The 20,624-nt window shown below is 43.6% G+C and carries 28 protein-coding genes, 1 pseudogene and 1 riboswitch; of the genes and pseudogenes, 21 read left to right on the forward strand and 8 right to left on the reverse strand.

Annotated elements, in window-relative coordinates; all coding sequences use genetic code 11:
* Positions 1-83 precede the first annotated feature (83 nt).
* A complete protein-coding gene (locus tag ICV89_RS04520) occupies positions 84-1,007 on the reverse strand; it encodes a DUF6662 family protein (protein WP_215310068.1) in 924 nt (307 codons plus the stop codon).
* A gap of 168 nt (positions 1,008-1,175) precedes the next feature.
* Between ICV89_RS04520 and ICV89_RS04525 the strand changes: the two genes are divergently transcribed.
* A complete protein-coding gene (locus tag ICV89_RS04525) occupies positions 1,176-1,625 on the forward strand; it encodes a bacterioferritin (protein ID WP_215310070.1) in 450 nt (149 codons plus the stop codon).
* 98 nt (positions 1,626-1,723) lie between these two features.
* Here ICV89_RS04525 and ICV89_RS04530 read toward each other — a convergent pair whose 3' ends face one another.
* Positions 1,724-2,032 (reverse strand): high-potential iron-sulfur protein, encoded by a 309-nt coding sequence (locus ICV89_RS04530; RefSeq protein ID WP_215310072.1) that lies wholly within the window; start codon positions 2,030-2,032, stop codon positions 1,724-1,726.
* Between the two features lie 326 nt (positions 2,033-2,358).
* On the opposite strand from ICV89_RS04530, the gene ICV89_RS04535 reads away from it, so the two are divergent.
* From ICV89_RS04535 to ICV89_RS04595, 13 genes and pseudogenes are all read left to right on the forward strand, one after another.
* A complete protein-coding gene (locus tag ICV89_RS04535) occupies positions 2,359-3,132 on the forward strand; it encodes an FTR1 family protein (protein ID WP_215310074.1) in 774 nt (257 codons plus the stop codon).
* Positions 3,133-3,640: 508 nt separating this feature from the next.
* A complete protein-coding gene (locus ICV89_RS04540) occupies positions 3,641-3,994 on the forward strand; it encodes a hypothetical protein (RefSeq protein WP_215310076.1) in 354 nt (117 codons plus the stop codon).
* 83 nt (positions 3,995-4,077) lie between these two features.
* Positions 4,078-4,569, forward strand: coding sequence for a peptidoglycan-associated lipoprotein Pal (pal, locus tag ICV89_RS04545; protein ID WP_215310077.1), 492 nt, complete (start codon positions 4,078-4,080; stop codon positions 4,567-4,569).
* Between the two features lie 17 nt (positions 4,570-4,586).
* Positions 4,587-5,114, forward strand: coding sequence for a hypothetical protein (locus ICV89_RS04550; RefSeq protein ID WP_215310079.1), 528 nt, complete (start codon positions 4,587-4,589; stop codon positions 5,112-5,114).
* 333 nt (positions 5,115-5,447) lie between these two features.
* On the forward strand, positions 5,448-5,720 hold the full coding sequence (locus ICV89_RS04555) for a DUF2789 family protein (protein WP_215310080.1): 273 nt from the start codon (positions 5,448-5,450) through the stop codon (positions 5,718-5,720).
* A 7-nt stretch (positions 5,721-5,727) separates the two neighbouring features.
* Positions 5,728-6,627, forward strand: a pseudogene (locus ICV89_RS04560) (formylglycine-generating enzyme family protein).
* 21 nt (positions 6,628-6,648) lie between these two features.
* Positions 6,649-6,981 (forward strand): hypothetical protein, encoded by a 333-nt coding sequence (locus tag ICV89_RS04565; RefSeq protein ID WP_215310082.1) that lies wholly within the window; start codon positions 6,649-6,651, stop codon positions 6,979-6,981.
* Between the two features lie 396 nt (positions 6,982-7,377).
* Positions 7,378-7,481: riboswitch (glycine riboswitch) on the forward strand.
* 118 nt (positions 7,482-7,599) lie between these two features.
* Positions 7,600-7,785 carry a hypothetical protein gene (locus ICV89_RS04570; protein ID WP_215310084.1) on the forward strand — a complete coding sequence of 62 codons (186 nt, stop codon included), beginning with the start codon at positions 7,600-7,602 and terminating at the stop codon, positions 7,783-7,785.
* Between the two features lie 330 nt (positions 7,786-8,115).
* The gene (locus ICV89_RS04575) at positions 8,116-9,141 is read left to right on the forward strand and encodes a fumarylacetoacetate hydrolase family protein (RefSeq protein ID WP_215310085.1); all 1,026 of its coding nucleotides are present in this window, start codon (positions 8,116-8,118) and stop codon (positions 9,139-9,141) included.
* A gap of 230 nt (positions 9,142-9,371) precedes the next feature.
* Positions 9,372-10,286, forward strand: coding sequence for an amino acid ABC transporter substrate-binding protein (locus ICV89_RS04580; protein ID WP_371817880.1), 915 nt, complete (start codon positions 9,372-9,374; stop codon positions 10,284-10,286).
* A 32-nt stretch (positions 10,287-10,318) separates the two neighbouring features.
* Positions 10,319-11,107, forward strand: a complete 789-nt coding sequence (locus ICV89_RS04585) for an amino acid ABC transporter permease (protein WP_215310087.1) — start codon at positions 10,319-10,321, stop codon at positions 11,105-11,107.
* Positions 11,108-11,127: 20 nt separating this feature from the next.
* The gene (locus ICV89_RS04590; protein ID WP_215310089.1) at positions 11,128-11,796 is read left to right on the forward strand and encodes an amino acid ABC transporter permease; all 669 of its coding nucleotides are present in this window, start codon (positions 11,128-11,130) and stop codon (positions 11,794-11,796) included.
* 30 nt (positions 11,797-11,826) lie between these two features.
* On the forward strand, positions 11,827-12,561 hold the full coding sequence (locus tag ICV89_RS04595; RefSeq protein WP_215310091.1) for an amino acid ABC transporter ATP-binding protein: 735 nt from the start codon (positions 11,827-11,829) through the stop codon (positions 12,559-12,561).
* Position 12,562: 1 nt separating this feature from the next.
* Here ICV89_RS04595 and ICV89_RS04600 read toward each other — a convergent pair whose 3' ends face one another.
* Positions 12,563-12,940 (reverse strand): carboxymuconolactone decarboxylase family protein, encoded by a 378-nt coding sequence (locus ICV89_RS04600; RefSeq protein ID WP_215310093.1) that lies wholly within the window; start codon positions 12,938-12,940, stop codon positions 12,563-12,565.
* A gap of 88 nt (positions 12,941-13,028) precedes the next feature.
* On the opposite strand from ICV89_RS04600, the gene ICV89_RS04605 reads away from it, so the two are divergent.
* From ICV89_RS04605 to ICV89_RS04615, 3 genes are read left to right on the forward strand one after another with little or no spacing between them, the layout of a single operon-like run.
* Complete coding sequence (locus ICV89_RS04605) at positions 13,029-13,376, forward strand: hypothetical protein (RefSeq protein WP_215310095.1); 348 nt, start codon at positions 13,029-13,031, stop codon at positions 13,374-13,376.
* A gap of 35 nt (positions 13,377-13,411) precedes the next feature.
* The gene (locus ICV89_RS04610; protein ID WP_215310096.1) at positions 13,412-14,098 is read left to right on the forward strand and encodes a DUF3313 domain-containing protein; all 687 of its coding nucleotides are present in this window, start codon (positions 13,412-13,414) and stop codon (positions 14,096-14,098) included.
* Positions 14,099-14,106: 8 nt separating this feature from the next.
* Entirely contained in the window at positions 14,107-14,370 is a 264-nt protein-coding gene (locus tag ICV89_RS04615; RefSeq protein ID WP_215310412.1) for a hypothetical protein, read from the forward strand.
* Between the two features lies 1 nt (position 14,371).
* On the opposite strand, the gene ppk2 is transcribed toward ICV89_RS04615, so the two are convergent.
* Together ppk2 and ICV89_RS04625 are read right to left on the reverse strand one after the other, a co-directional pair.
* Entirely contained in the window at positions 14,372-15,145 is a 774-nt protein-coding gene (ppk2, locus tag ICV89_RS04620; protein ID WP_251370914.1) for a polyphosphate kinase 2, read from the reverse strand.
* Between the two features lie 24 nt (positions 15,146-15,169).
* A complete protein-coding gene (locus tag ICV89_RS04625) occupies positions 15,170-15,463 on the reverse strand; it encodes a serine/threonine protein kinase (protein WP_215310099.1) in 294 nt (97 codons plus the stop codon).
* A 207-nt stretch (positions 15,464-15,670) separates the two neighbouring features.
* On the opposite strand from ICV89_RS04625, the gene ICV89_RS04630 reads away from it, so the two are divergent.
* Positions 15,671-16,675 carry a sulfurtransferase gene (locus tag ICV89_RS04630; protein WP_215310101.1) on the forward strand — a complete coding sequence of 335 codons (1,005 nt, stop codon included), beginning with the start codon at positions 15,671-15,673 and terminating at the stop codon, positions 16,673-16,675.
* A 75-nt stretch (positions 16,676-16,750) separates the two neighbouring features.
* Here ICV89_RS04630 and ICV89_RS04635 read toward each other — a convergent pair whose 3' ends face one another.
* The 3 genes from ICV89_RS04635 to wrbA form a co-directional block, all read right to left on the reverse strand.
* Positions 16,751-16,936, reverse strand: coding sequence for a hypothetical protein (locus ICV89_RS04635; RefSeq protein WP_046330073.1), 186 nt, complete (start codon positions 16,934-16,936; stop codon positions 16,751-16,753).
* A 113-nt stretch (positions 16,937-17,049) separates the two neighbouring features.
* The gene (locus ICV89_RS04640; protein WP_215310103.1) at positions 17,050-17,448 is read right to left on the reverse strand and encodes a DUF2069 domain-containing protein; all 399 of its coding nucleotides are present in this window, start codon (positions 17,446-17,448) and stop codon (positions 17,050-17,052) included.
* A gap of 8 nt (positions 17,449-17,456) precedes the next feature.
* Positions 17,457-18,053 carry an NAD(P)H:quinone oxidoreductase gene (wrbA, locus tag ICV89_RS04645; RefSeq protein ID WP_215310105.1) on the reverse strand — a complete coding sequence of 199 codons (597 nt, stop codon included), beginning with the start codon at positions 18,051-18,053 and terminating at the stop codon, positions 17,457-17,459.
* Between the two features lie 30 nt (positions 18,054-18,083).
* Here wrbA and ICV89_RS04650 point away from each other — a divergent pair, with 30 nt between their 5' ends.
* The 3 genes from ICV89_RS04650 (at position 18,084) to aroC (ending at position 20,624) form a co-directional block, all read left to right on the forward strand.
* Positions 18,084-18,932, forward strand: coding sequence for a YihY family inner membrane protein (locus tag ICV89_RS04650; protein WP_215310107.1), 849 nt, complete (start codon positions 18,084-18,086; stop codon positions 18,930-18,932).
* A gap of 77 nt (positions 18,933-19,009) precedes the next feature.
* Positions 19,010-19,465 (forward strand): CBS domain-containing protein, encoded by a 456-nt coding sequence (locus ICV89_RS04655; protein WP_215310321.1) that lies wholly within the window; start codon positions 19,010-19,012, stop codon positions 19,463-19,465.
* A gap of 43 nt (positions 19,466-19,508) precedes the next feature.
* Complete coding sequence (gene aroC, locus ICV89_RS04660; protein ID WP_215310108.1) at positions 19,509-20,624, forward strand: chorismate synthase; 1,116 nt, start codon at positions 19,509-19,511, stop codon at positions 20,622-20,624.

The raw sequence follows: 20,624 nt of genomic DNA on the forward strand, positions 1-20,624 counted from the left end.
CACAATGTGTGGTTTGAAACCTGATCATGTAAGTTAAGGCTGCAATCAGTAAATTTTGCGATTCCATTTGATTTCCTTAGGTTTTATATTTTGGTTAATGGAAAGCCAAACTTGAACATGAACTCATTCACACCATGTGAGTCCCAAACGCGAGCATTGGAGCATTCCGCTGTTCCGGCACCCATACAATTTCCGCCTTTAAGCTGATAGCGCCATGCTGCTGTAAACCACCAGTCTTTGGCGGCGTAGTGCATATTGGGGCCTACGAAGGTAGCTTTTTGCGTTTGGTTTTGCAAGTTATAGCTTGAGTAGTCATTATGAAAACGAGCCTCAACGCCACCAAACCACTTAGGTGCAAAGCGGTAGCTAGCGCCAACTAAAAAATCTAACATCGACTCTGGAGCGTTGCCAGATGGCGCAAACTTTAATTGCTCGTTTGCTACTACAACGTTTCCAGCGAGGATAAGTTTGTCATCAATAAAGTTGGACTGCAGTAAAAGGCGAGCCTCAAGCTCATTTTTATTCTTGCCGATGGTCGGCTCAAAATACACGCCAACACCTACTGGTGAAGTAACGGGGTTGGTAATTCTGTAAATTGCCTCAAGAGACCCGCCCTCAACCCCACCTTTGCGATAAGGTGCAGCAGGATTCCATGAGCCCATAGGAACTGGTTGTCCGCCAGTACAAGTTGATCTATCGCCACAAGCTTCTGGATTTGTATAGTTTTGGTTTGCATTGACATAGTAAGCATTTAGGTAGCCAGCCACCTGAAAATCATTCGTTACACCGTATTCCAACTCAGATCTTGATAGCCATGCGTTGTATGAGCCAGCCGCTTGTTGTTTGGTTAATTGAAGTCTTTGTTCGAACTCTAGCTCCCCTTTGGGCTGAAGGTCTAACGTGTAAATCCAACCAAATGCACCTTCACCAGCATGTGCAAAGGAAAAATGGAGTGCAGATCCCAATAAAATGGTGAAAAGAACGAGTTTTTTAATAGTTAGCTTCATTTATTGACGATTCATGTGAATTATTTAGATGAGAACGATTATCAATAATGTATCATAAATGAGAATGATTCGTATTAAATAAAAAATAACAACAATAAGACATTGATAGTTAGGCCTGAATTGGTAGTAAATTGAAAACTTAGACGTACAAATATCCAAGGAGTAGCAATGAGTAACGATTTGGCAATAAATGCATTGAATAAAATCATGGAGTTAGAGCTGGCTGGGGTGGTGAAATACACCCATTACTCGCTGATGGTTTACGGCTATAACCGTATTCCGATTGTTTCTTGGTTAAAGGGTAACGCCGATGAAAGCCTGGCTCATGCGCATAAGGCAGGTGAGTTGGTTACTTTGTTAGGCGGCCATCCATCACTCAAGATTGGTGCATTGCTTGAAACCGAGCAGCATGATATTGGCGACATATTACGAGAGAGCCTAGAACATGAAAAAGTAGCCTTAACAGCCTACTATGAGCTTTTGAAAGTGGCTGAACAAATACACTCGGTATTGCTTGAGGAATACGCAAGAGAAATGATTGTTCAAGAAGAGCTACATTTAGATGAGGTAAACAAAATGTTGCGTAAGCCAGGTGATTTACACCCATTTGGACATTAAGGGCGCATTCGTTTAGAGAAAGACCGCTTTCGAGCGGTCTTTTAATTTGTGCAAAAAAGAAAGGCTGCATCAGCAGCCTTCTAGTAAGCGCAAATTTCTTAAGCTTTCTTAGCGTAGGCAGAACACCAACCCTTGCTTGAAACTTGTTTGCCAGCGAAGAGGGCGCAACCACCTGCAGCAGAACCTGCGGCACCTTGATAAAGGGCGCAATTACTGCAAGCCTGTGGGGCAGCATATTTTGCAAACTTGGCTTTATCAACTGTCATAGCGTTTGCTTTGTAACCTAAAGCGACGGCTTGTGGATCAGTCTCAGCAACCATGGCTTGGGCTTGCACTCTACCGTTTAGAGCTAGAGTACAAGCACCAGCAGCTGACAAAATCATAAATTGGCGACGACTATTTTTCATATTGACTCCAGGGTTAAAAAATAAAAAACTTCAAATACTTTTTGAAACGCATATTTAAGTTAATAACATTACCATGAATAGGGGTTTTTAGTATTAAGTTGAGTAATTCTTGCAATCAGTCTGGGAGCAAATGCATCTATGCGAACATATGCATTCAAATCGTACCCACCTAATTAAAAGCTGACACATCGACAGGTGGACACTCTAACCCTATGAAATCCTTATGATTTATTTTTTTACATCCCCTTTGTTGTAAATAGGAACAATTCTCATTAGAATATTGAAATGAGAATTGTTCTTATTCAGTAAACGAAGAAGGCGGTCGTATGATTGATTTTTTTATGGTCCTATTTCGCGAAGGCGTTGAATCCTTTTTGATCGTCGCAATTGCGATTGCCTTTATTAAGCAGTTAAAGCAAGAGCAGTTGCTGCCAACCGTCTATGGCGCAATTGCTTCGGCTTTACTTTTCTCAATTGGGTTAGGTATTGTGTTGGCCTATATTGGTGCCTTGAGTCCTTTATGGGAAGGTGCATTAGCCTTGCTTGCTGCAATCTTAATTCTTAGTTGCACAATTCAGATGATTCGTTTGGGCCCAAAGATGGGTGCAATGATTCGTCAACAGTTAAGCGATATTACAAATAGAAATGAAAGCCTCTCTAGAGTCGGTCTTTTTGCGTTTATATTTTTAATGATTTCAAGAGAGGGTATTGAAAGTACCACCTTGGTTGCATCAATAGCTCAACAAAATAATACTGAAGCAATGCTAGTGGGTTGCGCGCTTGGAATAGTTGCTGCGACGATCTTATCCCTACTTTGGGTTCGTTATGGCAAGCAGATTAATCTAACTCTATTTTTTAATGCTAGCGCCATTTTTATGTCGCTATTTTTTATTCAATTGGTAGTTTATTCAATTCATGAATTTTCTGAGGCGAATGTATTGCCCTTGGTGGATAACGTAAGAATTCATTTATTGACTGAGCCATACGGGCCCGAAGGAGAAATTGGTACCTGGATCTCGTACATCATTGTAGTAATTCCAATGCTTTATGTTGTTGTTCAAATGCTCAAAAATTCTGGAAATAAAAGCGTTTCAGTTTGATTTAGCAAATAGCGGATTAAAGAATTAAAGATGGCGGTTCGTATCTGTTTTTTTATCAATGTAGATTCAGATTCCAGTCTTCTGTCAGTTTCGTCTCGGGCGACCAAGACTCTCAATAGTCCACTTGTGGGCTATTTGCTTTCATGGCTCAGGTCACACGCTATTAGTCTAGGATATTTTCACCAAGAACTGTCTTTTAAAAGGATGGTTGTGAGTAGGGGGATTTTGACATTCTTGTATTGGTCAAATATCGGTTCAGCGACGCTAATTTAAGGTAGTTGCTGGTAATGTCGGGTAAACCGACATTTATGATTGCGATTAAGGGTTAATCCTAGCTATATTCAACCTCACTAAGGGCTAATTTGAACTTGTTATAGCAAAAGCCCACTCAGGATCGTTATTGGTTGGAGGAGACACTATCCACCTTCGGGTGGTTTTTTTCTTTTAAGGGTTTGGATGGAGTCTCGATTAAAACGACAAATTTAATAATCGAGTTAGAATAATATTCATGTTGCCTCGCAGTAAAACACTAGTCCTATTAACATGCCTCTTTTTGATTGCATTCAAGGTGGCGGCTTCAAGTATTTTTATTCAAGCCGCAGTTGAGCGGGCAGAGCTTGCTAATTTTTACGCCAACGGCTCAATATCGCTACAAGCAAACAAGATTTCTCAATTGGATGATGATAAAGAGCCAGTGCACACCATGTATCTCATGAGTCATGTAACTGCAAATATTACCGAGATTGGGATTACTGTTTTTTCTCCACCGATTTCAGTAGCTAAATTTTCTATTGCAAATGAAGTTTTGTTTACGCAAAACTTTCCCGACTCAGCGTTTAAACCCCCCAAAGCCACAGCCTAATCTTCTTAGGTGGGACATGCTTTAGCGGCATGTCTCTTTGCTATTTGGCTAGTAGTGTTTAGCCATGTTTGGGAAATTTCATCATGTTTAAATTTGTAAAAATATTGCCGTTGGCATTATTAGTTTTATTCGTATCCGCGTGTAGTAGCGTTAAGTTAGATGAAGCCAATGATGTCGCTACTGTAAATGCTGGCGGCTCAATGACATACGATCCCATTAGTGATCCCAAGTCTAGTGTGTATGGCAAGCGATCCATTTATTTTGAGTTTGATAGCTATACCGTAGATCCGAAGTATGTTTCAACTATCTCCGCACACGCTGCTTACTTAAAATCGTTTCAAAAGCAAAAAGTCTCCGTGATCATTCAAGGCAATACGGATGATCGTGGAACTGCGGAATATAACTTAGCCCTAGGTCAAAAGCGCTCCGAATCTGTTAAGAAAGCCCTAGTTGCTCAAGGTGTTAGTGAATCTCAGTTGGAGGCGGTGAGCTTTGGTAAAGAAAAGCCAGCTGACCCTGCTCAGACAGAAGCGGCATTTAAAGAAAACCGCCGTGCTGATTTTGTGTATCGCTAAACATAAAAGGCTATTTAATGAAAAATATATTCAAACTCAGTTTGATAGGGGTTGCTTTCCTAAGTGGATGCGCAACAAACACTACATCCACTAGCCCGGTGCAGGCTGTTAAAGCGCCAGCACCAGCTCCAATGAAAGCAATAGCTCCAATTCAGTCAGCCACCGTTGCTAAACGACTCAATGACTGTATTGTGCGAACCAATCAAAGCGCCGATGCATTGCTGGTAGACAGTCAAATTATCGCCGTTACAAGGAACAATCCTCATGCAAAGGCTCTCTTTAATTCAGCCGATAAATTAACTGACCAGCAGATAATTGCGCTTAAAAGTTACTTGGCGGAAGCAAATACTTGTCGCCCAGTTGCTACTGAGGGCTTAAGCCCTGAGTTGAACTCAATTTATCAAGAGTTCTTTAAAAAAATTGATGGCGTCTATGCAGATCTTATTGCTAGAAAGATCACCATTGGTGTGGCTAATCAAGAAAGGCAATTACTCATTCAAGATGCTCGAATGAAGCGGTTAGCTGTGCAAACTAAAAAGAGTTAGTGAGATTGGTTTATGGCTAGATATAAATTTACATGCCACTCTTGCAGGTTCGAATGTATTAGCGGCATAGGTAGAGAGGTTGGACTTCACTCCTCCAAAGTAGTGATGGTCTGTAAATCCTGCTCAACCATTGATGCTTATAAGGTTGCTCACCCAGGGAGTATGAATACAGAAATTAGTATCTCGCCTGCTTGCACAAGTTGCCTCTCAGGCAAGCATTTGGCGGAGTGGGATGGGCTTACTTGCCCACATTGCAATATGAATATGAGGGCAATAGGTAGTGATATAGATGCTGAGAAGACACGTTTCAAATACTGGTGAAGGAGAGTTCCTATGAGTATCAACAAAAGAACTTTAGAGGAACTATTTGAGCAATTAGGGCTTTCGTCACAAAAAATTCATATGGAGAGATACATAGAAAGGCATCAGCTCAAGCCAGGGTCAACTCTTCAGGATGCCATTTACTGGGCGCCAGATCAAAAAGTATTTATGATTAAAGCTAAGGCCCAAGACTCAGAGTGGTCAGAGGCAGTTGATCAATTTGCTAATTTGCTCATAAAAAAGTTATCTGTTTCATACCTCAGCCATGAAGACCTTACAAAATAGTATTGCTATGAGTTTTACTTATATTCCTGCCGGAAGTTTCTTAATGGGCAGTAATGAAACAGAAAATTCATTAAGACAAGATTTTCCTCAATATGAATTAGCCCGGCTCTCTGAATTTCATGATGAAAGCCCACCGCACAAAGTAATCATTACTAAGCCATTTTGGATGGGACAGCATCCTGTCACTATTAAGCAGTTTGAGTTATTTTTGACTCACTCTGGATATATACCTGAATCAATCCGAGATGGGACTGGTGGATATGGATTTAACCCACTGGATACTCACTTAAAGACTTCAGATGATGAAGTGTTTGAAGGTCGAAATACCTAGTATGCATGGGATGAAGCAGGGTTTACTCAGGCAGACGATTTTCCAGTGGTGAACATTACTTGGAATGATGCTAATGCTATGGCAAAGTGGTTAAGTGAGAAAGAGGGCAAAAAGTATCGACTGCCAACTGAAGCCGAGTGGGAATACGCCTGCCGAGCTGGCACAAATAGTAGGTACTTTACCGGCGACGATCCCAACACACTTACTTCATATGCCAAAGTGTTTGATTTAGATACCGTAAAGATTTGGCCACAGTGGCAACAGTATGCTCTTGACTTTCATAGTCATCATGAATTTGCAGCTCCCGTTGGCAGTTTTCTTCCTAACCCATTTGGTCTTTATGACATGATCGGGAACGTATGGGAGTGGTGTTCTGATTGGTATGCTGAAAATTACTATCAATATTCACCTACCATTGATCCACAAGGTCCTAATGAGGGCGAGGCAAAAGTCAGGCGTGGCGGTTCATGGCACACATGGCCCTTATATTGTCGGTCTTCTTTTAGAAATGTGAATACGCCCGAGTCTCGTTACATCTTGGCAGGTATGAGGTTAGTATTAGAGGGCTCAGATTGAAAAAGATGATTTGGGTCTTTTATGACAGAATTGCCAAACAGTGGTATCCATAAAATAAAGCCAACGCTCCAGGACCATATGAAACTTCTTATTCTTACCATGATCATGATAGGTTCATCGTTAGCTATGGCTGATGACAAAATTTCTGATGATGAGATTAAGACAGTCTTAATTCAACAATCGATTCAAGCCTATGGCGGCGAGTGTCCTTGTCCGTACAGTAAGTCACCCAAAGGCGTGCAATGTGGACTGAATAGTGCCTATTCCAAAATAGATCGATTTACTATTTTGTGTTATTCATCGAATGTTACTCAAAAGATGATAAAAGAATATCGAGACAAAAATGGGCTATGAAGGTGTGCTTTTAGTTATTGAATAAGTCATTGCACAGTTTATTACACAGTCCCGATTTAAGCGTCTAAGTCATTGAAATATATACACATTCCAATAGCCACGAATTCTTCTAAGGCGTAGGTCGCACGTTCGAATCGTGCTGGGCAGGCCAAAAAAGTTCTACCCCCTCCCTTTAAATCATAGCTTTTGTCAGTCTTTCTACTAGAGACGGCACTTACTTGGTTATCCAAGATAGCAAAAACTTGTCCGAAGCGCCAGTTGCATTAAAAAACCCTTGAATCAGTTTCAATCTTGAGGATATACTTTTGCCAAGCAGGAGAGTGAGATCTGATCTCCACCGAAGGCGCAAACTCCCATGAACGCTCAGGTATCCATTAGGAAGGTACTGCTTATCCTAAATAGCCGTCTGGAGAGACACCATTTTATGGTGCACCGAAGGAGCAAGCACTCAGCCACGCTGTAGTGTGAATCTCTCAGGTATCAGGGACAGGGGGAGCGGCAGCCATATTGATATGGCACTTTAGGAGATTTCGAATGCACACACTTCCGAGCTAATTCAGTTTTTGCTAACGCAGATCAATTGATTCAATTTTCACTTACTGAATAAGGATATACATCATGAGCAATAAACTAGTCCAAGAGGCCCCCTTCCATCCTGGATATGAGGACGCTTCATATAAAAATGAAGTTCCACCAGCAATTGCTGAATTAGAGAGCTTTAGAAAAACGAATGCTCGACATCTTGGCTTTTCGGAGCTAATAGTAGATTTCTGCAAGTCTTCAAAGTCGTTTACTCCAGCCTGAATGTTAATTAAAAGCCCCAGTTAGAAATAGCTGGGGTTTTTTCAAGGCATATCTGGCGCGTTCGAATCCTGATGGGCGAGCCAAAATTTCATGTATACCTCATTCTGGAGTGGTCCATAACTAAAGCTAAGTTAATTCAATATCAATGTCATGAAACTTACCATTCATAGTTAGAGACATTCGGGTCTCCTGTGCTGTTTCGGATCGCCTTAAAGCATTGCACTATCTGTAGAACATTCAGGGGTAATCCCTACGATGACGATGTTAGCTCGCATGTTAGATTGTTGGTAGTCAAAAACTTTTATAACAAGCATTGAATATGGAGAGAACATGGGCAACCAAAGACGTGAATTCTTAAAAGTATCTGCCATAGCTGGCGGTGCCGCGCTAACTACCCCCTTTATTGCAAATCAGGCTGAGGCAGCTGGACCTGGTGCGGGCGCTGTAAGGCTTGCTAATCCTGACATGGCAAAGAACATGACTGTTCTAAATTACAAAGTGGACAACAAATATGTTCTCGGCGTCAAGACAGACAAAGGCATTTTAGATGTTGCTAAGGCTGCAAAACAATTCAAAGTGAAGGCGCCAATTAATACTGATGATTTGATTCAGAATGGTGATCAAGGTCTAGGTAAGCTAGTAGGTCTGGCATTGAGTAAGGGCGGCCCAAATTTGTTTTTGGACGAATCTAAAATCGAATATGCACCAGCTGTTACCAACCCCGAGAAAATTATCTGCGTGGGATTGAACTATGCAAAGCATGCTAAAGAAACCAATAATCCTATCCCGACCTTACCAATTTTATTCAATAAATTTAATAACACACTCAACAGCCACAACGGCGTTGTAAAGGCATCATTAGTCAACGCAGAAAAGTTTGACTACGAAGCAGAGTTAGTTATTGTGATGGGTAGGCGTGCGTATAACGTTAGTGAGGCCGATGCATTGTCATATGTATTTGGCTATGCAACAGGACAAGACTTTACAGCGCGGGAATTACAGCAACGCAGTAGCCAGTGGATGATTGGTAAAACTAATGATGGTTTTGCGCCTATAGGCCCATATATTTTGACATCAGATTTAGTTGGAAATCCAAATCAACTAAAAATTGAGCAATACGTTAATGGTGAGGTTCGTCAGTCATCCAATACTAATGATATGGTTTTTAATTGCGCTCAAATCATTAGCTATGCCTCCAAAATTTTTACTCTAGAGCCAGGCGATATTATTTTTACTGGCACCCCAGAAGGAGTGATAACAGGGTATCCAAAAGATAAGCAGGTTTGGCTAAAGCCTGGCGACAAGCTCGAGACACGCATTGAAAAGTTAGGTAATCTCAAATTTACCGTGGCCTGATTCAGAATCTAAAACCCTCATCAGAAATGGTGAGGTTTTTTTCTTTCCATCTGTAAGCCATTGAAGTAACAAGAGATTCAAGCAATACCGAATTCTTCTAGGGCATAGCTGGCACCTTCAATCGTATTGGGAGGATCACCCAGAGGGCACCTCTTTTGCCCTACACATTTCCTATCCATCGATATACTAGTCCTGACATTTTTGAGGTTCATAGACGATAGGAGATATTCGTGAAAAGCAAAAAACTCAGTACAAACTGTTTAATCGCTGCAACTTTGTTCTTGGGCATAGCTCATGCTCACGCTGCCAGCCAAACACTTGAAAAAATGAAGTCTACTGGCGCGATTACTATGGGTGTTCGTGAATCGTCTATTCCAATGTCATATACCACTGGCGATAGTCGCTTTGATGGGTATCACGTTGAAGTTTGCCGCATGATTTTGGCTGACCTAAAAGATAAATTAGGTTTGAGTACTTTGCGCATTAATTATCAGCCCGTTACATCTCAGAACCGTGTACCTTTGGTTCAAAACGGCACGGTTGATATTGAGTGTGGAACAACAACAAACAATACTGCACGCGCTAAGGATGTGGGTTTTGCAAACACACTGTATGTTGAAGAGGTTCGGATCGCAGTAAAAGCAAACTCGGGCATCACTTCAATTGCTCAGCTAGCCAGCAAAAAAGTTGCTACAACTACCGGGACTACTTCAGTACAGTTATTACGTAAACATGAAAAAGCCAACGGCGTGAATTTTGACGAAGTATTTGGCAAGGATCATGCCGACAGCTTCTTATTGCTAGAGTCGGGTCGTGCAGATGCATTCGTCATGGATGGTTCAATCCTGGCTGGCAATATTGCTAACTCCAAGAATCCAAAGGACTATAAGATTGTTGGTGAGGTACTTTCAACTGAGCCTATCGCTATCATGGTTCCAAAGAATGACCCCGAGTTTAAGGCAGCCGTAAATGCTGCAATTGCTAAGATTGTGGCTAATGGCAATATGCCTAAGCTTTGGAATAAATGGTTTTTAGCCCCAATCCCGCCAAAAAATATTGTTGTAGGTCTTGAGTTGTCACCAGCAACGAAAAATGCGTGGGCCAATCTCAACGACAAGCCTGCCGAAGACTACAATAAAAAATAATCGATAGCCCTCACTAAATACGAGCCAATAATATGCCCTTAGATTTAGGTGTTTTTTGTAAGAACACCTTAGATGGGGAAGTAGTAGATCACTGCTTCTCCGCAGTGTTTGGTTTAGCTCAAAACAGTGATCCTAGTTATTTGGATTGGCTGATGAAGGCTTGGGCCTGGACCTTGGCTGTAGCGGCTCTTAGTTTGACGATTGCTTTAATTCTGGGGGTAGTGATGGGTACTCTACGTACTCTGCCCACCACTAACTCGCTGCACAAATGGCTGATTCGGATTTCTACTGCTTGGGTAGAGTTATTCAGAAACATCCCCATCTTAGTACAAGTCTTTCTTTGGTATCACGTCATTCCATCTTTTGTATTGCCCTTAAAGTCTCTACCATCGTATTGGTTGGTGAGTATTGCTCTTGGTTTCTTTACATCTGCTCGCATAGCTGAGCAGGTGAGGGCGGGTATTCAGGCTCTGCCTAGTGGACAAAGTGCTGCCGCAACCGCCTTAGGTTTAACAACCGTACAAAGTTACCGTTACATTATTTTGCCAATGGCATTACGAATTGTGATGCCACCACTAACTTCGGAGAGTATGAATCTCATTAAAAACTCCTCAGTAGCTTTTGCAGTTTCCGTACCAGAGCTGACCTTATTTGCAATGCAGGCTCAAGAAGAAACATCGAAGGGTGTTGAAATCTACTTAGCAGTGACCTTGTTATATGCGCTCTCGGCATTTGCAGTTAATCGAGTGATGACTCTAATTGAAAAGCGTAGTCGCATTCCGGGTTTTATTGTTTCTAATGATGCAAGCTTGGCTCACTAGGTGTTAATAGGATTAATGACATGCTGAGCTTAGATCTGAGTTTTTATAATTGGGAATTATTTACCAACTATATTTTGAAAGGCTTGGTATTTAGTGTTCAGTTAACTATCTTTGCAACAGTCGGTGGCATTCTATTTGGGACATTTTTGGCTTTAATGCGTTTGTCTGGACGGCCCGCATTGGTATATCCCGCTACATTCTATGTGAACACCATGCGATCCATTCCCTTAGTCATGGTGATTCTGTGGTTTTTCTTGCTAATCCCTATGTTGATTGGCAGACCCATTGGCGCAGATCTCTCGGCCACGATTACTTTCATCGCATTTGAGGCAGCATTTTTCTCGGAGATTGTGCGCGCTGGCATTCAATCCGTACCGAAGGGGCAGAGCTATGCAGGAGAAGCTTTGGGCATGACTTATGGCCAGAATATGCGTCTTGTAGTATTGCCCCAAGCTTTCAGAAACATGATCCCCGTTTTTATGACCCAGACCATTGTCTTGTTTCAAGATACCTCATTAGTCTATGCCATCGGCGCATACGACTTACTTAAAGGATTTGAGATTGCTGGTAAAAATTATGGCCGCCCAATTGAAACCTATATTTTGGCTGCAGCAAGCTATTTTGTAATTTGCTTCTCGCTTTCTAAAGTAGTGCGCAAGATACAAGCTAGAGTCGCTATTATTCACTAACCTCATTCAGTACAAATTCAATAAATCCACATGATTGAACTTCAAAACGTATCCAAATGGTATGGCTCATTTCAGGTGCTAAGCGATTGCTCTACATCGATTAAAAAAGGTGAGGTGGTGGTAATTTGCGGGCCCTCTGGTTCAGGTAAATCCACTCTGATTAAAACTATTAACGCTCTCGAGCCTTTTCAGGCGGGTGAGATTACAGTTGATGGGGTTGCGCTACATGACCCAAAAACCAATTTACCAAAACTACGTTCACGTGTTGGCATGGTCTTTCAGCACTTTGAGCTTTTCCCGCACCTCAGTGTTACTGAAAATCTGACGCTTGCTCAAATGAAGGTTTTAGGTAGATCGACAGATGAAGCCAAGACGCATGGCCTCAAGTATTTAGAGCGTGTTGGACTAATGGCTCAAAAAGATCAGTTTCCTGGACAGTTGTCTGGTGGCCAGCAGCAACGAGTCGCGATTGCCCGTGCCTTGAGTATGGATCCGATTGTGATGTTATTTGATGAGCCAACTTCAGCCTTAGACCCAGAGATGGTGGGCGAGGTGCTAGATGTCATGGTGAAGCTCGCAAATGAGGGAATGACAATGTGCTGCGTTACCCATGAAATGGGTTTCGCTCGCAAAGTGAGTCACCGCGTGATCTTTATGGATCAAGGCAAAATTATTGAGGACTGTAGCAAAGATGAGTTCTTTGGCAATCCTGAAGCGAGATCACCTAGAGCCAAGGATTTCCTCTCAAAAATTTTAGATTACTGATCTAAATTCCCATCTCAGTAAAGACTTCTTTGGCGCACCTGAAGCTATCGATCGCTGCTGGTACTCCACAGTAAATCGCGGCCTGCAAAAATACTTCCTGAATATCCTCTTTACTTAACCCATTATTAATGGCGCCTCGCACATGAAGCTTGAGCTCATGCGGTCGATTTAAAGCAGTGATCATAGATAGGTTAATGATGCTTCTGGTTCTGCGGTCTAGGCCAGGGCGATTCCAGATTTCATTCCAGCAATACTCGGTGACTAGTTCTTGCATCGGCATATTGAATGCGTCTGCATTCTGAATGGAGTTGTCCACATACTCTGCTCCCAGAACTTCGCGGCGAGTTTTGAGGCCCTTTTCAAATGCTTCTTTATTCATGCTGATCTCCTATGCTGTTGCCATGTTTTGAATAGATTGCATATACTGCCACTATTCAGGCGCTCCCGTTTAGCCTAGAATGATCTGCATGAACAGGATTTTTTCTTTGCGTGTAGCTTTCTTCTCTTTTACTTTGGCTCTTCTTAGCGCCTGCACTGTTGATAAGCTCGAGGCAAGGTTACAGGCTGACCCACAATGTAAATCAGTCATGAATGCCAAAACCGGAGCTTCAATGCCATGCCCTGGCACCGATAAAGAATTTTATAAATCTGTTCCAGCCTTAAATACGACAGCACCTAAGCTTGCTCAAGCTGAAGTGGTGCAAGCATCTGCTTCTGGCCCAGTGTTAACTCCAAAAACTTTTGCCGCACCAGTAGAGTGCAAGCCACAACTGCATCAAAAGTCAGGAATCCTGATGCCTTGCCCGGCACCGTAATCAAAGATCACATAGATCATTTACCGAAAGAAAATATGAACAAATCAGGCGCTTTAATTGCAGCAATCTCTTTAGCTACTTTGTTGACTGCATGTAGTAATACGCCTAAATTGGCAAGCCAGCCAATGCCTAGGTCTGGGTTTTTACCCAATTACTCAGTGCTGGTGCCGATGGCGACATCTGAAGCTGATACTCGTATTTGGAGATACCGTAAAGACGGCGTTAATCCAGGAGCCTACACTGCAGTGATCTTGGATCCAATTTACTTAAACCAAAACGCTACGAAAGAAATTTCTCCAGACGTGATTAATCAAGCGCAGATTGCATTGCAAGATTCTATGGTGAATGCAGTTAATAGTCGTGGGAATATCAAGATCGTAAATCAAGCCGGTCCAGGCGTTGCTCGTATCTCTGTTGGTATTACTGGTGCAGAGAGTTCAGCAGATAGTTTGCAGCCATGGAATTTCACGCCGATTGGCTTGGCAATGAATGCAGCTGCTTATGCTGGAGGTGTGAACTCTAAAACACCAGCAATGTTAGTAGAGAGCAAGATTACCGATAGCCAAACTAAAGAAGTCATTGGCGAGGGCTTAGTCACCATTCAGGGTGAATCCTTTCGCACAGGCGGCGGTTCGGTTGAATCATTTGTAGCTATGGCTAAGAAGGTGGTCAAGGTGGCAATGGAGACTTCTGCTGATCCAAGAGCAACTGGCACAAAATAAGAGCCTCAATGCGATTCCTGATCGGTAACTTATGCCTCATCTGCACGGCAGCATTCCTGTTTCTAGCAGCTCCTGTTTCTGCTGATGAAGCCTCACGTAATAGAGAGATCCAAGAGCGCTTCGCTAAATGCGATATCAATCGAGACGGTAAGTTGACCATGGAAGAGGCTAAGGGCTGCATGCCTCGAATCTATGACCATTTCAGTAGAATTGACGAGCAGGGAAGAGGCTATGTCACCGTTGCTCAAATTCAGGCGATGGCAGATCGTTAAGCTATTGAGCGAGCTTCGGTAACTTTTTAGAATCTGTAGGCCAAGTCAGCACAATCTTCGCATCAATCTTTAAGATCTTCTTATCTTTGTCTGGATAGTCCATTCGTGACAATAAATCGGCAATCAGATTGAGGTGTGCATGCTTTTTATCATTAGCACTTACAACTGTCCATGGGGCATCTGATGAGCTAGTTTTTTTGAGCATGCTATCCCTAGCGTCTGAGTAGGCGTCCCACATCTTTTGTGCTTTTTGATCTATCGGGCTAATCTTCCATTGCTTAAGTGGATCCTTCGCGCGATCCTTGAGTCGAGAAGCTTGCTCTTCTTTGCTGATATCCAGGTAATACTTCATTAGCTGGATATCTGATCCGACAAGTAGAGATTCAAAATCATTCACCGTATGCATAAACTGCTTGTACTGCGCATCAGTGCAAAATCCCATGACTTTTTCAACGCCCGCACGGTTATACCAACTGCGGTTGAATAATACAAATTCACCTGCAGTTGGAAGTTGAGCAACATATCTTTGGAAGTACCATTCGCCTTCCTCGCGCGGGGAGGGCTTATTCAGGGCAACGACTCTGCTATCTCTAGGGCTTAAATGTTCCGTAATGCTTTTAATGGATCCGTCTTTGCCGGCTGTATCACGCCCTTCGAAAATGACTAAGAGTCGCTTACCCTTTTGAATAATGTGACGCTGAAGTTTGACCAATTCAATTTGAAGAAGTCTGAGGTCTGCCTCGTAAGTGTGTTCATGAATGTCAGATTTACTCACGGGCAGCCTTCACTATGCAATTGACTATGAAGCAGTTGGCGTTGCTGGAATCACTTTTTTCGCAACTACTTTCTTGGCAGGAGCCTTTTTCGCTACTACTTTCTTTGCTGGCGCTTTCTTAGCTACGATCTTTTTAGCTGGAGTCTTTTTTGCAGGGACTTTTTTGGCCGCTGCTTTTTTGGAGACTACCTTTTTAGCTGGAGCTTTTTTCTCGAGCTTGTCCAAGGCTTTTGCAAGCTTGTCGATGAGCTTTTCTCTATCTGCCTCGAGCTTATCTAGCTTTTTCAATAATTGCTTCACTAATTTTTTCTGACTCATGGTGTATTCCTTTCAATAGGATGCTGTTTATTCAATCTGCGTAAATGGCCGATGTCTCATTCCTGATCCTACGTTTTATTGGGATGAGTTTCAAGCGATTGTGACAGTCAGCGCCATATTTAATTGGGTGCTACGTGTATTTCATCCCCTGCAAGAGCAAGGAGTTAATATTTAGTCTTAGCCCCATTTTGAAAAGAAAGCATCTATATGCGCCCACCCCTGAAATACATCCTCTCCGTCAGCTTGCTGCTCCTGAGCTCTTTAGTTTCCGCGCAAAAAAATGATGCCATTATTCAGACGGGGCAAGTGCAGGAGGCCCTAGCACGAGGCGCAATTCTTTGGGATGTGCGTGATGAAAAGAGTTACCTGGAGGGGCATATCCCTGGCGCAATCAATATCGGCGATGCGGGCAATGTTCTGAGGGATGCAAATAAAGAGGACTATATCTCCACCGCAAAAATTCAATCCATTTTTAATGCTGCCGGACTCGATGTGAATAAAGACATTGTGGTTTACGGCTCCCGCGGAAATCCATATGCTTACTTTGGCCTTTATACGATTCAGTATTTTGGCGGTAAGCAAGCTCAAATCTATCACGATGGGATTGATGCCTGGAAATCAGCTGGATTACCGCTTCAAAAAGAGCGCCCGAGTCTGCCGGCTGTCTCCGTAACATTGGCGCCCCAGCCTCAGTTGCTGGTGACTAATGAGGAGATGCTGAAGTTGGTTCAATCTAAATCAGTCCAGATTATTGATGCGCGAACTCCTGATGAGTTTTCTGGAAAAGATGTTCGTGCGATTCGAGGGGGCCATATTCCCAATGCAATCAATATTCCCTACGAAGAAAATTGGCAGGATCCTGCTACGTCTATTAAGCTTGGCAAGAAGCAGGTATCTGATAATTCGGGGATGACTCTTAAAAGCCAGACAGATTTGAAAAAGTTGTATTCAAGTCTGGATCCCAATCAAGAGACAGTTGTCTACTGCCAAAGTGGTGTGCGTGCTGCCGAGACAGCCACGGTCCTCAAAAATCTTGGTTTTAAGAAGGTGAAGGTTTATGACTCATCTTGGCTGGGTTGGGGGAATAACCTCAAAGCCCAAGTGTCTGACGAAAGCTTTTTAAATGTAGGTGCCCTGAATGCAAAAATTTCCGCAATGCAAAACAAGATTAATCAACTGGAAGAGGCTTTAAAGGCCAAAGGTAATAATTAATGCCTGCTATTGATTGGCTCTAAATTGAAAAACCCCAGATAGGAGATCTTCTGGGGTTTTTTTGAGTGAAGCGGATTATTCTGGATGGAAGTTATTGCTGGCCATAAAGCTAATAGTGCGCTCAAAGCCCAAAATACGGATGTAACGCCAGGCGATATCGCGGTATTTGCTGTCTAAATAGCCAATAGCGACCTCAGGCGTCCTTTTGGAAAGGTCAATCTGTTCAATGGTGCGGGCCCAACGTTTTAGTCTTGTTGACATATTTACTACCTCCATGTGCATACAACGCATGGAAAAGTAGCTGGGATGACAGAAATAAGTAATATTTTTAAAGAAAATGGCAAAAAGTGGGCTAATCAGCCCATTTACAGGCTTTACTCCTGAATTTCTGCTGCAGCCCGTTCTTTTTTTGCTGCTTTAGCCCTCGCTTTGATGGGTTTGAGGAACATCAGCAGACATACAAAACCTACTGTTCCAATGGCGGTTTCTAGGGCAGCCATCCAGAAATTGACCCCAGTTTCCAAAATACGGACTAAGCCCTCGGTGATGTAGAGCAGGATCAGCATGGAGGCCCATTGCATGGTGTAGACATTACCTTTCCATAGGCCTGGAATGGCAAATAACAAGGGGATGGCCTTGAGAATGAGCCAAGAGCCTCCTGGCCTGAGTGGTGAGATAAACCATTCCCAAGCAACGCACAGAATAAAAAGGTCAACAAAAGCTGCCGTAGCGATGAGTTGGTAGGGGTTTTTAGAGAGCCAGCTTTTGAGCATGAATTGCCTTAAATGAGTTTGAGCGCTGTAAGTGCCAAGCGTTTGCCTTGAGCAATAGCTAGGCGCTGTTCTTCGGCGCTAATGGGCGCTCGACCATCAGCATGCGCAAGGTGGGTAACGCCATAAGGGCTACCACCGCTTGAGGTATTCATCAGGTCAGGCTCGCTATACGGAATGCCCATGAGCATCATGCCGTGGTGAAGCAGCGGAATCATCATGGTGAGCAGGGTGCTTTCTTGACCGCCGTGCAGGCTACCCGTACTGGTAAAGACGCAGGCTGGTTTACCAACGAGAGCTCCATTGAGCCACTCTGAGGAACTTCCATCCCAAAAGTATTTCATGGGAGCGGCCATATTGCCAAAGCGTGTAGGGGAGCCCAAGGCTAGACCAATACATTCTTTTAAATCCGCATACTCAACATAGGGGGCGCCATCAGTCGGAACAGCGGCCTCGGTAGCTTCGCATACTGTTGAGATCGCTGGTACGGTGCGTAGCCTGGCGTTAACACCCGGGACACTTTCAATACCTTCGGCAATCAGTCGCGCTAAGTCTCGGGTTGCTCCGTAGCGTGAGTAGTACAAAACTAAAATGTCAGATTGGCTCATATTCTTCTCTTATCTCTTATGATATGGGCGATGCGCCTTATACAGAATCCTCAATTATGGCTCTCTCTTGGAAAAGAGATCTGGGAGCGTAACCGGGGCCAAAATCTAAAGCAAGTAGCGGCTAGCTTGGCCTTTACCACTACGCTTGCCTTGATTCCAATGCTCACTGTAGCTTCCATTCTGATTGGCTATCTCCCCAGTGTGGTGCGGATTAAGTATGCCTTTCAGGCCTGGCTACTAGATACCTATATGCCAGGTGGCTTAAATCAGCAGGTCTTTAATTACTTGGATCAATTTTCAGCTCAGGCCAAAGGCCTCACCTTGATTGGTTTGCTTGGCTTGGTGATTACGACCATCATGACATTGGCTGTGATTGAAAGCGCCTTTAATCAGATCTTCCGTGTCTCTGAAAGTCGACCTATTTTGAAGAAGGTCGCGATCTATTCCTCTGCAACCATATTGGGACCTATCCTATTGGGTATTGGCACCTACTTGAGTGGCCTGCTATTTAGTGCAGCAGAGGGGTGGACGGAAACCCTGAGCTTTGGTTTGGGGTTTGTGGCAACGGTGGTGCCAGTACTGCTGGCCATGTCCGTATTCTCAGTGGCTTACAAAATCCTTCCTTATACCCACATTGAGTGGCGTGACGCTTTAAGTGGTGCTTTCTTTGCAGCCCTCACGTTTGAGTTGATGAAGTTTGGCTTCGGTCTCTTTCTGACCAATGTCGCCTTTTACAAAACAGTCTATGGCGCTTTTGCGATCTTCCCCTTAGCGCTGATTTGGATTTACCTTACCTGGTGGATTACCTTGGCTGGTGCAGTCTTGGTTGCTAATCTTCCTAGCATTCGCAATGGTTTGCTTAGGGTTATTCGTTACTGAAATACTTCGTATGCCCCTTGATTCCTTTGGGGCATAAGAATATATTGGTTAAACAAGAACCGATTGCTGGAGATCAAATGAAAGTTTGCGACATACTGCGCGTTAAGGGCAGCACACTATTTACAGTGGCACCAGATACTGCATTGCAAACTGCCGTCTTGGTCATGAGCGAGCATGACATCGGTTCATTGGTCGTGATGGAGTACGACAAGCTTGTGGGTATCCTGACATTCCGTGAAGTGATTGCAGCTTTAGCAAAACACCATGGCAAATTAGATGACCTCAAAGTGCAAAGCGTCATGAATGCCAAGCCTTTGACATGCAATATGGAAACAGAGATCGATGAGGTTCGTCGCATGATGCTAGTTGATCATGCCCGCTACTTGCCGGTGATTGATCAAAAGATGCTGATGGGTGTGATTTCTTTCTACGACGTGGCTAAATCCGTTGTTGAGGCCCAGGACTTCGAAAACTCCATGCTCAAGGCTTACATCCGCGACTGGCCAGAAGAGGCTGAAAAAGCTGCCCCATAGGCTCAGCCTAGCCCAAGCCCCCGAGCAATGACATAATGTCAGTATGTCAGGAAATACTTTAGGCCTTCTTTTTACTGTCACCACTTTTGGTGAATCCCACGGTCCCGCTATTGGCGCTATTGTTGATGGCTGCCCTCCAGGCATGTCTCTGTGTGAAGCGGACTTGCAGATTGATTTGGATCGTCGTAAGCCAGGAACATCTCGCCATGTGACCCAACGTCAAGAAGCCGACAGAGTGGAAATTCTGTCTGGTGTATATGAAGGCAAAACTACGGGTGCGCCCATTGGCCTACTCATTCGGAATACCGACCAACGCAGTCAAGACTACGGCAACATCCTGCAAACATTTAGACCCGGTCATGCTGATTACGCTTATCACTATAAATATGGTTTGCGTGATCCTCGTGGAGGTGGGCGCTCGTCAGCGCGATTAACTGCTCCGGTAGTAGCTGCAGCTGCAATCGCCAAGAAGTGGCTCAAAGAACAGTATGGCACTGAGTTTTATGGCTATATGAGCCAACTCGGTGAAATTGAAATCCCATTTAAAGATGCCGCACTGACTGAGGGTAATCCTTTCTTTGCCGCTAATGCCGATATCGTTCCTCAATTAGAGGCTTATATGGATGCACTGCGCAAAGCAGGGGATTCTTGCGGAGCAAAGATTGAAGTGCGAGCACGTAATGTGCCCATTGGATTAGGCGAGCCTTTATTCGATAAGTTAGATGCCGATATTGCGCATGCCATGATGGGTATTAATGCGGTGAAGGGCGTGGAGATTGGTTCTGGCTTTAAGTCGGTAGCGCAACGCGGTAGTGAGCATGGCGATGAGTTGCATCCCAATGGATTTGCTAGCAATAATGCGGGCGGTACTTTAGGCGGCATCAGCACTGGTCAAGATTTGCGTGTGTCGATTGCCATTAAGCCAACCTCTAGTATTTTGAGTTCAAAAGAATCAGTTGATTTAGATGGTAAGCCTATTACTGTGCAAACCAAAGGTCGTCATGATCCTTGTGTTGGTATTCGGGCAACGCCGATTGCAGAAGCCATGTTAGCTTTGGTGCTGATCGATCATGCACTTCGTCACCGCGCTCAGTGTGGTGATGTGAAACACAGTATTCCGCCGATCCCAGCTGCACGTCCTGGCTCTGCAACGGATTAA

Source organism: Polynucleobacter sp. Adler-ghost, from assembly GCF_018688495.1.
GTDB lineage: Bacteria > Pseudomonadota > Gammaproteobacteria > Burkholderiales > Burkholderiaceae > Polynucleobacter.